The organism is Ruegeria sp. CF3 (assembly GCF_056537365.1).
The window spans coordinates 18,464-30,295 of record NZ_JBQFRK010000007.1 but is presented as its reverse complement, the minus strand read 5'-3'; the positions used below and the strand labels follow the sequence as shown (position 1 = coordinate 30,295).

Here is an 11,832-nt window from a genome sequence, read left to right as displayed (position 1 = left end):
CCGCGGCGTAGCCAAATTGGTAAATAAAATTGTTGACTAAATTATAAGGTAAACAATATTTACCACTTAAGCCGTGCTCGCGGCGAGAGTGACAGCCAGACCACCGGCTGATCTTTACCTTGGAGGAGAACCCATGAAGACCACCCTGACATCGCTTGCCGTTGCGGCCTCGCTGCTGGCAGCCCCGGTTGCCCACGCGGCGGATAAGATGCTGCTGAAAACCCCAATCGCGTTTTCAACCGCTCTACCGGGCCTCGGCTCGCCGATCCCGCGCGTGGCCGAACAGCTGGACCTGATGTCCGGCGGCACGCTGAAGATGAAGGTTTACGAACCGGGCAAGCTGGTCCCGCCGTTTGAAATTCTGGATGCGGTGTCTTCAGGCAAGATCAATTCGGGCTATACCACCGCCGGCTACTGGGCGGGTAAGATCCCGGCTGCACCGTTGTTCTCGGCCGTTCCGTTTGGCCCTGAGGCGGGTGAATACATGGCGTGGCTGTACTATGGCAACGGCATGAGCTTGTATCAGGAGATGTATGATCAGGCCGGTTTCAACGTCCATGTCATTCCCTGCGCCATTATCGCTCCCGAAACCTCGGGCTGGTTCGCGAATGAGATCAACAGCCCCGAAGACCTGAACGGCCTGAAGATGCGCTTTTTCGGTCTGGGCGGTGAAGTGATGCAGAAGCTGGGTGTGGCGACGTCACTGCTGCCCGGCGGCGAAATCTTCCCGGCACTGGAAAAAGGCGCGATCGACGCGACCGAATTCTCGATGCCTGCCATCGACGCACGCCTCGGTTTCCACAAGTTGGTCAAGTACAACTATTTCCCCGGCTGGCACCAGCAAGCGACGGTGTTTGAACTGATGATCAACAAGGACGTCTGGAACGAAGCCAGCGATCAGCACAAAGCGATCATCGAAAATGCCTGTAAGGCTTCGATGGCTGACAGCTTTGCCGAAGGTGAGGCGATCCAACACGCTGCGCTGCTGGACAACGTTGAAAACAATGGTGTTCAGATCAAGCAGTGGAACGACGAGATGCTGTCGACCTTCCGCGCGACCTGGGAAGAGGTTGCCGCAGAACAGGCCGCCAACGACGAATTCTTTGCCAAGGTTCTGGCCGACATGAACGAATTCCGTGACGGTTATGCGGTCTGGAAAGAGAACGCATTCCTCCCCCGCAAGTAAATTTGCCACTTGCGATTATCCGGGGGCGGCTTCCTTCCGCCGCCCTCGTACAACTCTGATTTTCTTCATTTTCCCAAGCATTCCGGGCGCATTCACGTCCCCACCGCCAAACTCTTGAGGAGGAGACCATGGCCGAGACACAGCGTCATCAGGACGACCCGATTGAAGTCTATGAAAGCATCCTTGAGCATGGGGAGCCCGATCGCCAGAAACTGGCCGTTGCCATCGACAACGGCGTCAAGGCGGTGGGTCATGTGGTCATGTGGGCCAACTTGCTGCTGGTTGCGGCCATCGTTTCGCAAGTGGCGATGCGCTATCTGCTGAACCAGAACTATCCCAAGCTGGATGAGATTCAGTGGCATTTCTATGGGTTGGTGACGATGATCGGCATTTCTTATGCGCTGGTCACCGACAGCCATGTGCGGGTGGACCTGCTGCACATGCAGCTCAGCCAGCGCGCGCGGCGGATTATCGAGATCATCGGAATCTTCACCCTATTGGTGCCGTTCATCTATTTAATGATCGATCAGGGGTATGACTATTTTTACGAAAGCTGGCGCGTCAATGAATCCTCGGACAGCCCTACCGGTCTACCTGCGCGTTGGGCTTTGAAAGGTGTGATCCCGGCCAGTTTTGTATTGCTGGCATTGGCTGCGGCGGCGCGGCTGATCCACGATGTGCACGCCCTGATCGTCAATCTCGACGAGGAACGGCAAGGCAAGGGCCTGCGTCTGATCGTCTGGGCGCTGTTGGGCTTTGCTGTGGTGGCGACCGCGCTGACCTTCCTGGTGGAAACGACTGAGGAAAAACTGGTCATCGCGATGTTCCTGACCTTCATCGCGCTGCTTTTCACCGGCTTCCCGGTGGCATGGACGCTGGCCGGGGTTGGCGTTGCCTATTGCGGTCTGGCCTATCTGTTCGACAATGGCATGATGAACTGGACCGGGCTTGAGGAAACGCTGACCGGTCTGGACTATCTGACGCTGGGCGCGGTGGTGAACCGGGTCTATGCCACCATGTCAAATGCGGTTCTGGTGGCGCTGCCAATGTTCATCTTCATGGGCCTGATGTTGGACGAATCCGGTGTGGCCGAGCGCCTAATGACCTCGATGCAGCGCCTGTTCGGCACAGTGCGCGGCGGGCTGGCGATCACGGTAACGATGATCGGCATCATTCTGGCCGCCTCGACCGGGATCATTGGGGCGTCTGTGGTTCTGTTGGGCGTGCTTTCGCTGCCGTCGATGATGGAGCAGAAATACAGCCCCTCATTGGCCGCCGGTGTGGTCAGCGCTTCAGGCACGCTGGGCATCCTCATCCCGCCGTCGATCATGCTTGTCATCATGGCGGACCAGATGGCGCTATCGGTCGGCGACCTATTTATGGCTGCAGTGTTCCCCGGCGTGATCATTGGCGCGCTCTACCTGACCTATATTTTTGTCATCGCCCTAATCAAACGCGACGTGGCCCCAGTACCCGAAGGCGCAACCCGTCCTGACTGGAACGCAGTCAAGGACGTGCTGATTGCAGTCCTGCCGACGCTGGCCCTTATCCTCGCCGTGCTGGGCTCGATCTTCGCGGGTTTGACCACACCGACCGAAGCCTCGGGCGTGGGCGCGTTGGGAGCCACTCTGCTGGCGCTGGGATATCGCAAGCTGACGCTGGCCAAGCTGGTGAATGTGCTGAAAGCAACGTTCAACACCACCGCCTATATTTTCGCGATCTTCCTTGGTGCGACGGTGTTCTCCTATGTCTTGCGCGAACTGGGCGGCGACGCGCTGATCGAGGATATGATCCACGGTACCGGGCTCGGCCCAAATGGCACTGTCTTCATGATCCTGTTCATCGTCTTCCTGCTGGGCTTCGTGCTGGACTGGATCGAGATCACGCTCATCGTTCTGCCCTTGATGCGCCCCATCGTGAACGGGCTGGGCCTGGATATCGACGGCTTCGGTGTCATCGATGAACCTGCGCTGGTGTGGTTCGTAATCCTTGTGGCGGTGACGTTGCAAACCTCTTTCCTGACACCTCCGGTTGGATTTGCGCTTTTCTATCTGAAAGGGGTCTGCCCGCCCGAGATCAAGCTGACTGACATCTACAAAGGGATTATCCCATTCGTGATCCTGCAGCTGACCGGCCTGTTCTTTGTCTTCTTGTGGCCGCAATTGGCCACGTGGTTGCCCTCGGTCGCGTATTAACGGAGGGTAGCGGGATGAACGATGCCGATCTGATCAAGCGTCTTCAGGCCATTTGTGGGCGGCGGCGCGTTTTGACTTCGTCGCGCAGCACCCGCCGCTTTCGCCGAGGGTTCAGATCGGGTGAAGGGGACGCGCTCGCGGTGGTTCAGCCCGCTACGCTGCTGGAACAATGGCAGGTGCTGCAGGCCTGTGTTGCCGCTGACAAAATTGTCATCATGCAAGCCGCCAATACCGGCCTGACCGAAGGGTCTACGCCCAAGGGTAGCTACGATCGTGATGTAGTGTTGATCAACACGCGGCGGATGGACGATCTGCATCTGATCAATGATGGCAAGCAGGTCATCAGCTTTCCGGGCAGCACACTGTTTGCGCTGGAAAAGCTGCTGGACCCGATTGGCCGCCAGCCGCATTCGGTGATCGGATCTTCGTGCATCGGTGCCTCAGTCGTTGGCGGGGTGTGCAACAACTCGGGCGGTTCGCTGGTCGAGCGCGGCCCCTCCTATACCGAGCTGTCACTGTACGCGCGGATCACTCAGGACGGCGAGCTTGAGTTGGTCAATCATCTAGGCATGCAATTGGGTGATACACCCGAAGAAATCCTGACCCGACTGCAGAACGGTGATTTCTCAGCAACTGATATCGAGACCGACAATCGCAAAGCCTCTGACACCGATTACGCCCGTCGGGTGCGTAATGTAGATGCTGAAACGCCAGCACGCTTTAACGCTGATAAGTCGCGTCTATACGAAGCAGCGGGCTGCGCGGGTAAACTGGCGGTTTTTGCGGTTCGGCTGGATACATATGCCAAGAACGAAGCAGAACGTACTTTCTACGTCGGGGCGCACGACACCGAGGCATTCACGGAATTGCGCCGTCGCATCCTGTCCGACTTCAAAACCCTGCCGGTCAGCGCTGAATACATGCATGAGGAGGTATTCGATATCTCTGACCGCTATGGCAAAGACACCATGGTGATGATTGACAAGTTGGGAACCGACCGTTTGCCCACTTTCTTTGCGCTGAAGGGCGCGGTGGACGCGCGTTTGGAAGGCATACCGGTTCTCGGCAATTTTACCGATCGTTTCATGCAGTTCGCGATGCGACTTTGGCCCGATATCCTGCCGCGCCGGATGCGGGCCTATCGGGATCGGTATCCGCATCACCTGATACTCAAAATGCGCGATGGCGGTATCGATGAAGCGCGCGATCTACTCAATGACATGACTGCCGAAGACAAGCTGGATTTCTTTGAATGCGACCTGCGTGAGGCAAAGATCGCTGGGCTACATCGTTTTGCTGCCGCAGGTGCAGCCATTCGTTATATGAAGGTTCATGCAGCCGAAGTGGAAGATATCATCGCCCTAGATATCGCGCTGCGCCGCAATGACGTCGACTGGTTCGAAGACTTGCCAGTTGAGATCGCGGATCAACTGGTCGGCAAACTCTACTATGGCCACTTCATGTGTCATGTTCTGCATCAGGATTACATCGTCAAGAAAGGCGCAGACCCGAACGCGTTGAAGGCCGCAATGCTAAAGTTGCTGGACAAACGCGGCGCTGAATACCCGGCGGAACATAATGTTGGCCATCTCTATGCAGCCAAACCCGATCTGGCAGCTTTCTACAAGTCGATCGATCCCACGAACAGTATGAACCCTGGAATCGGAAAGATGTCCCGCAACAAGCACTATTCGTGAGATGGAACGCTGCTGACCCGTATCCGTTGAATACTACTTGAAGCTGCGGCTGTCCTTGATCTGATCCCAGGCCCAGACGACCTCTTGCAACTGCTCTTCCTGAGATCGGTCACCACCGTTCATATCCGGGTGCAGCACCTTGATCAGCTTCTTGTAGGCTTTGCGAATCTCTGCCTTCGACCAGCTATCTTGCGCTTCGAGGATCTCAATCGCGCGGCGCTCAGTCGGCGGCAGGCGTCGACCGCCGGAATTGGCGCGGCCGGGATTTTTGGTGGCGTTTTCGCCTAGAACCTGATGCGGGTCCTCGATCCCCAGACGTGCCCAGGCACGGGCCTCGGGATCGCCCATCGGTTTGGTCTCACGCTCCCACACTTTGTCCTTCGAACGCTGCGCGTTCAGTTCGGCCTCGGTGGTGCCGTCGAAGAAATTCCACTTCTGGTTATATTCGCGCACATGTTGCTGGCAGAACCAGAAAAAATCATCCAGCACGTCCGGAGCTTTGGGCGCGCGAAACTTACCGGGTTCTTCACAGCCCTCATGATCACAGATTCGCACCGAAGTTTCGGACGCACCTGACATACCCCGACGGCCGCGCGGCTTCTTTTTCTTAGCGCTCGACACGGACATATCGAATCCGAAGGGATCTGACTTTACCATCTGCACAACCTCACGAAGGCATCTTTTCGACTCGGAGGCAGCAGTTTAATCTAAGCAGCCGAAAGTAGAAGAGGGGGACGGCAATTTATTTGCCGCTGAGCATAAAAATGAGCGTGACCGACGAAATCCGTGAACGATTGCAGGCAGCATTTAACCCGCGTGAGCTGGAGGTGGTTGACGACAGCGAGAGCCATCGTGGTCACGCTGGATATCAGGAGGGCGGTGAGAGTCATTTCAACGTCCTTATTCGTTCTGCGGCTTTCGAGGGGCAATCCCGCGTTGCTCGCCATCGCGCAGTACATACGGCATTGGGGGATATAGTCCCCCGTATCCATGCGCTTGCTTTGGATATCGACGTCTGACAGTCGCGGCCTTGGTTCAGATAAGCGACGATCACGTCGCCAATTCTCTGCGGATTTAATCTCGATCAAGGCATCGCGATACATGACCCTCTAATATTCGCCTCGTCGATCTCCGGTTAACCGGAGCGATCAGATTTGCGGATAATGAGGGCTTTTTAAATGATGACCAAAGCCAGAACGTGGTTCTCGGCACTGTCGACAGTTTCATTGCTGTCGGTTGGTGTTGCGTTCCCGGTTCACCATGCCCAGGCGGAACAGCCGGGCCCGGTAGAAGCCATTGAGTTCGACCAAGCCAAGGCGGCACTTGGCAAACGTTTGTTTTTTGACCCGCGCCTGTCTGGCGACACCGAACTGTCCTGCGCCAGCTGCCACCAGCCGGAAAACGGCTTTACCGACGGGCAGGCCCTATCGGATGCCTATGCCGGCAGCCTACATTTCCGCAACGTGCCGACGCTGATTAACAGCGCCAAGCGCGCCGCGTGGTTCCATGACGGGCGCATTGGCACCAACCTCAACGACGCGACCCGCGAAAGCATCACCGAGACATACTCGATGAACATGGATATGCGTTTGATGCAGGAACGCATCAAGCAAGATCCGGTTTATGTCGAGATGTTCGAAGCCGCCGGATTTGGCGAGCCGTCGAACGGCGGGGTCCGTAACGCCATCCCGGAATATCTGAAAACGTTGATTTCGCGCGGCGCGCCGTTCGATACAGGCGAGATGTCGGAAGAAGCCAAGGCGGGCTATGAGCTGTTCAATGCCAGCGGCTGCAATTCCTGCCACTCGGGCGAGCGGTTCACGGATGATCTGCCGCACAATATCGGCGTGGGCGACAACCCCGATATCTGGGCGACCCCGGAACGTCACATCACCTTTGTGACCATGATGAAGTTCCTCGGCGTCGAGAATTACATGAACCTGCGCGCCGACCCCGGTGCGTATATCCGCACTCACACCGCCGATACATTCGGCACGTTCATAACCCCCACGCTGCGTGAGCTGATCTATACCGCGCCATTTATGCATAACGGCTCGATTGCGACGCTCGAGGATGTGGTGGCCTTCTACAACGCCGGTGGTGGCGAAGATGAAAACAAGGATCCGCGCATCAAGCCGCTTGGCCTCAGCGAGACCGAACAAGCACAGCTGGTGGCCTTCCTTAAGGCGCTGTCTGGTGAGCCGCTGACCGGCCCGGACTTCGTCGCCGAGGACATCGATACGGATTATGCGCCGATCGAAAACTGGCAAGACGCGACAAACTGAGGAGTGGACCCATGAAAGACCTAAAGTCTTACCTTTCAGGCACAATCGCCACCGCTGCCCTGTTTGCCGTCCTAGGTGCACAGGCGATTGCGGAAACCAGCATGGAGATTGAGGCCGGCATCGGTGGCGCAGACCCCGATGCAGACTCGCCGCTGGTGGCGCTGGGCGAGCCGCCGATCCCGCTGGACAACCCGCAAACCGACGCCAAGATCGAACTGGGCAAGATGCTGTTCTTTGATGCCCGTCTTGGCGGGAATCCGTCGACGCCCTGTTCGGCCTGCCACATGCCAGATGTCGGCTGGGACGTCGAGGCACCGATCTCGTTCGGCTATCCGGGCACGACCCACTGGCGCAATAGCCAGACCATCGTGAATTCGGCCTATTACGGAAAGCTGTTCTGGGCGGGTTCAAGCAAAAGCCTTGAGAGCCAGGCCAAATCCGCCGCAGGCGGTGCGGTCGCCGGCAACGGTGAGGCCGACATGATGGAGGCGCGCCTGGCCTTCGTCCCCGAATATGTCGAACGCTTCAACGATGTCTTCGGCGATCAGTGGCCGCGTATCAGCAATGCATGGCGGGCCATCGCCGCGTTTGAACGGACCATAGTTCAGACCGACACACCCTTCGACAATTATCTGCGTGGGGATGACGCGGCGCTGACCGACGAGCAGAAACGCGGGCTGGAATTGTTCACCGGCAAGGCGCAGTGTTCCGAATGCCATAACGGTGCGTTGCTGTCGGATGAAAAATACTACAACACCGGTGTGCCCGCCTATGACGGTTGGCAGGACGATGGTCTGGCGCAAGTGACCTTCCGGTATGAGCTTTTTGCCAAAGGCTCGACCGAAGAGATGTACCGCCACACCAAGGACGACCCCGGCTTCTATTTCCGTACCAAGGAAAAGGCCGACAAGGGTAAGTTCCGCACGCCAAGCCTGCGCTACACCCTCTATACCGAACCCTACATGCACAACGGCATGTTGGAGACGCTTGAGGATGTGGTCGAGTTCTACAACCAGGGCGGCGGCGAGAATGAGTTCTCGGCCAATAAATCTCCGCTGATCCAACCCCTTGGCCTGAATGATCAGGAAAAAGCGGATCTGGTGGCCTTCCTGAAATCCCTGTCCGGTGACGAGATTCTGGTCGAAGAACCTGATCTGCCGGATTACCAGCCGCTTCCCGCGGCAGCAGAGGAGTAAGCGTCATGAAAGATCATAACGCAACCGGATGCAGCTGTTCGGGCGAGGCCAAAAAGGCCTGCACCGTGAACCGCCGCCAGTTCCTGTTCGCCTCGGGTGCCACCACCTTTGCCGTGATGGTGACCATGCCCACCCGCCATGGCCAGGCGGAACAGGTGCCCGCTTTGGTATCGACCTATCCGCGCAAGCTGATCGGCAAACTTTCCGAGTTGGAACAGGATGTGCCGGTCGAGTTCTACTACCCGGACGAGGGCGACTATTCGGACTCGATCCTTGTGAAAACTGGCGTGGAAAGCGGCGGCGGCATTGGTCCGCAAAAGGATGTTGTGGCCTTCAACCTCACCTGCACCCATCAGGGCGGGTCGATGTATGACAGCTACAAGCCTGAACATAAGGTGCTGGGCCCGTGCCCGTTGCACCTGTCCACCTATGACGTGACACGGCACGGCATCCTCGTCTCGGGGCAGGCCTACCAATCGTTGCCACAGGTCCTTTTGGAACTGGATGGTGACGATATCTACGCCGTTGGCATGTTCGGCCTGATCTACGGCCGTTACGACAACCTCATTGCATAAGGGAAGCGGAATCATGGCAACCCCGTATTACGTACCCGAAACCAACGTCCCGCTGCCGCCCAAAGGGGCCGAGGTCATCTCGACCGCCTGCGACTACTGCATCGTGGCTTGTGGTTACAAAGTCTACCGCTGGCCCGTGACGGCCAAACCCGGTGGCCCAACTGCGGACGAGAACGCCTTTGGCGAGGATTTCCCCGTTGCACCGTTGGGTGCCTGGGTCGCGCCGAACCAGCACAATATCGTACTGCACAAAGGTCAGCCGCACCACGTGGTGATCATCCCTGACAAGGACACGCAATACGTCAACACCGACGGCGACAGTTCCTTGCGGGGCGGATGTATCGCGCAGAAATGCTATAACCCACAGACCCCGACGCGTGACCGTCTGAAGACACCGCTAATGCGGATCTATGGCACGCTGATGCCGGTTCCGTGGGATCTTGCGCTGGATGTGGCGGCTGAGGTGGGCAACCACGTGATCGCCAAGCACGGTACCAATGCCTATGGCGTAAAAACCTTCAGCTATCAGTATATCGAGAACACCTATGCGATCTCGAAATACGCGCTGCGCCATATCAACACCGCAAATTTCACCTTCCACGACACGCCGTCCGACGTGACCTCGACCCCCGGTTTCCGGGATGCGGGTTTCGACAATTTCGGCCCGTCGTATGAGGACTGGCGGGATGCGGAAACGCTGCTCGTCTGCGGTACCGACCCCTATGAGACCAAGACCATCCTCTATACTCAGTGGATGATGAAGGGGATGCAGAACGGTCAGAAAGAGATCTATCTGATTCCGCGCCGGTCTGCCGGTGTGGCCCATGCCGAAAAGATGGGTGGCCTGCATATCGACGTTCTGCCCGGCACCGACCTGCTGGTCGTCAACGCCATTGCCCGGGTCATCGTGGAAAATGGCTGGGAAGACAGCGACTGGATCAAGAAATGGGTCAACAACAAATGGGAAAGCTCGTCCGGCTTCGGTCAGGGTACGCGCAACACGCCATGGCAGTGGCGCACGACCTGGGGCAAGTTCCAGACCAAAGGCTTTGAGGATTGGAAAGAATGGCTGCTGTCGCAGGACGAATTCGCGCCTGAAACCGCTGCAGCCATGGCCGAGATCGACGTGCAGAAAATCTATACTGCCGCCGAATGGCTTGCCAAGCCCAAGGCGGATGGCACCCGGCCCAAGACCTCGGTCATGATCGAGAAAGGGTTCTACTGGTCGAACAACACCGGCAACACGCAGGCGATCTCGGCTCTGGGCATCATCTGCGGCTGTGGTGGTCGTCCGGGTCAGGTGATTGGCCGGGCCGGTGGTCACCAGCGGGGCGGCGTGAAGGGCGGGAAATACCCGCGCAACAAATCGCCCGAGAAACTGCCGGGTCGCCGTCGCCGCGCCATGGATACCGACCGGTATCTGATCGCAGGTCATACCCGTATGGCCCATGTGATCGGCACCACATGGATTCAGGCGATGTGTGGTTCACAACAGTTAGCTGACAAGTTCGAGGAACTGACCGTCCGCAACCCGCATCAGATCGCCAGCTTCGACAAACAAGAAATGATCGATGCGCTGAAGGCCCGCGCCGACAGCGGCGGTATGGTGGTCATCGACCAGGACATCTATCTGCAGGATCCGATCGGCAACCGCTATGCCGACATCGTGTTCCCCGCAGCGACCTGGGGCGAAGAGGACTTTCTGCGCGCCAACGGCGAACGCCGCCTGCGCCTGTATCAGAAGTTCTATGATGCGCCCGGTGCGGCCAAGCCCGACTGGTGGATCATTGCGCAACTGGCACAGCGGATGGGCTTTGACGGGTTCGACTGGCAGAACTCGAACGAGGTTGCCGAAGAGGCCGTGCGCTTTACGCGCGGGTCGCGCAAGGACTTCCACGCGGTCTACCGTCTGGCCAAGAAAGAGGGCAAAGGTCTGCACCAGAAGGTCCGTGAGTTCGGCACCGATGGCGTGCAATGCCCGGTCATGCTGGATGCCGACGGTGTCACGCTGATTGAAACCAAGCGTCTGCATGACACAACCCGCACGCTGCCTGATACCGGTGCGGCTGGTGCGGATGTGTTCAACAAGAAGCTGACGCACTTCAACAGCCAGACCGGCAAGTGCAACATCCAGAAATCGCCGTGGGACCTGTTCTCGGATTACTGGGAATGGCTGAAACCCAACAAGGACGAAGGCGAGTTGTGGGCCACATCCGGTCGGATCAACGAACGCTGGCAGTCCGGTTTCGACGACCGCCGCCGCCCCTATATCGTGCAGCGCTGGCCGGAAAACTGGGTCGAGATTCACCCCGACGATGCGGCTGAGCGTGGCATCGAAAGCGGCGACTATGTGATGGTTTATTCGGAGCGCGTTCCGGGTAACAAGCACACGCTGCTCGGTGTGGAAGGCGACGACTTCCAGTTCTCGAAACTGATGGAGAACGGGCATATCGAACTGACCAAAGCGGCGATCACCGCCGTGGCCATGGTTACGCCCGCTATTAAGAAAAGCGTCGTTTACATGGACTTCCTGCACATGCAGCAGCCCGCCAACGCGCTAGAAGGCCGGATCGTCGACTGGATCAGCGGCAACTACAACTACAAGATGGGCGTTGCCAAGGTCCGCAAGCTGGGGCCGAGCCCCTACAAGACCTCGTTCCGCACGATGTCCTTCGCGCCGCGCGATATCGCCTGACGC

Annotated in this window: 9 protein-coding genes; 8 read left to right on the top strand and 1 reads right to left on the bottom strand. The window is 57.9% G+C overall.

The features are described from left to right. Positions 1-133 precede the first annotated feature (133 nt). The 3 genes from ACR0KC_RS19100 to dld all read left to right on the top strand — a co-directional run bounded on the left by ACR0KC_RS19100 (position 134) and on the right by dld (position 5,078). Positions 134-1,186: a TRAP transporter substrate-binding protein gene (locus ACR0KC_RS19100; protein WP_170398473.1), complete on the top strand. Its 1,053-nt coding sequence runs from the start codon at positions 134-136 to the stop codon at positions 1,184-1,186. 128 nt (positions 1,187-1,314) lie between these two features. After that, positions 1,315-3,381, top strand: a complete 2,067-nt coding sequence (locus ACR0KC_RS19095) for a TRAP transporter large permease subunit (protein WP_170514610.1) — start codon at positions 1,315-1,317, stop codon at positions 3,379-3,381. A 14-nt stretch (positions 3,382-3,395) separates the two neighbouring features. Then, positions 3,396-5,078, top strand: coding sequence for a D-lactate dehydrogenase (gene dld, locus ACR0KC_RS19090; RefSeq protein ID WP_170595211.1), 1,683 nt, complete (start codon positions 3,396-3,398; stop codon positions 5,076-5,078). Between the two features lie 33 nt (positions 5,079-5,111). On the opposite strand, the gene ACR0KC_RS19085 is transcribed toward dld, so the two are convergent. Next, a complete protein-coding gene (locus ACR0KC_RS19085; protein ID WP_170398478.1) occupies positions 5,112-5,735 on the bottom strand; it encodes a DnaJ domain-containing protein in 624 nt (207 codons plus the stop codon). A gap of 107 nt (positions 5,736-5,842) precedes the next feature. On the opposite strand from ACR0KC_RS19085, the gene ACR0KC_RS19080 reads away from it, so the two are divergent. The 5 genes from ACR0KC_RS19080 to ACR0KC_RS19060 all read left to right on the top strand — a co-directional run bounded on the left by ACR0KC_RS19080 (position 5,843) and on the right by ACR0KC_RS19060 (position 11,829). After that, positions 5,843-6,097, top strand: a complete 255-nt coding sequence (locus tag ACR0KC_RS19080; RefSeq protein WP_170398480.1) for a BolA family protein — start codon at positions 5,843-5,845, stop codon at positions 6,095-6,097. Between the two features lie 159 nt (positions 6,098-6,256). Beyond that, positions 6,257-7,363 (top strand): cytochrome-c peroxidase, encoded by a 1,107-nt coding sequence (locus ACR0KC_RS19075; protein ID WP_480772135.1) that lies wholly within the window; start codon positions 6,257-6,259, stop codon positions 7,361-7,363. An 11-nt stretch (positions 7,364-7,374) separates the two neighbouring features. Further along, on the top strand, positions 7,375-8,559 hold the full coding sequence (locus ACR0KC_RS19070) for a cytochrome-c peroxidase (RefSeq protein ID WP_480707406.1): 1,185 nt from the start codon (positions 7,375-7,377) through the stop codon (positions 8,557-8,559). Between the two features lie 5 nt (positions 8,560-8,564). Beyond that, entirely contained in the window at positions 8,565-9,134 is a 570-nt protein-coding gene (locus ACR0KC_RS19065) for an arsenate reductase (azurin) small subunit (protein WP_170425700.1), read from the top strand. Positions 9,135-9,147: 13 nt separating this feature from the next. Further along, on the top strand, positions 9,148-11,829 hold the full coding sequence (locus ACR0KC_RS19060; protein ID WP_480772134.1) for an arsenate reductase (azurin) large subunit: 2,682 nt from the start codon (positions 9,148-9,150) through the stop codon (positions 11,827-11,829). Positions 11,830-11,832: the final 3 nt, after the last annotated feature.

Bases quoted from the DNA above. Each gene is read 5' to 3' on its own strand.
- ACR0KC_RS19100 (WP_170398473.1), top strand. From the start codon at position 134: ATGAAGACCACCCTGACATCGCTTGCCGTTGCGGCCTCGCTGCTGGCA.
- ACR0KC_RS19095 (WP_170514610.1), top strand. From the start codon at position 1,315: ATGGCCGAGACACAGCGTCATCAGGACGACCCGATTGAAGTCTATGAA.
- dld (WP_170595211.1), top strand. From the start codon at position 3,396: ATGAACGATGCCGATCTGATCAAGCGTCTTCAGGCCATTTGTGGGCGG.
- ACR0KC_RS19085 (WP_170398478.1), bottom strand. From the start codon at position 5,735: ATGGTAAAGTCAGATCCCTTCGGATTCGATATGTCCGTGTCGAGCGCT.
- ACR0KC_RS19080 (WP_170398480.1), top strand. From the start codon at position 5,843: ATGAGCGTGACCGACGAAATCCGTGAACGATTGCAGGCAGCATTTAAC.
- ACR0KC_RS19075 (WP_480772135.1), top strand. From the start codon at position 6,257: ATGATGACCAAAGCCAGAACGTGGTTCTCGGCACTGTCGACAGTTTCA.
- ACR0KC_RS19070 (WP_480707406.1), top strand. From the start codon at position 7,375: ATGAAAGACCTAAAGTCTTACCTTTCAGGCACAATCGCCACCGCTGCC.
- ACR0KC_RS19065 (WP_170425700.1), top strand. From the start codon at position 8,565: ATGAAAGATCATAACGCAACCGGATGCAGCTGTTCGGGCGAGGCCAAA.
- ACR0KC_RS19060 (WP_480772134.1), top strand. From the start codon at position 9,148: ATGGCAACCCCGTATTACGTACCCGAAACCAACGTCCCGCTGCCGCCC.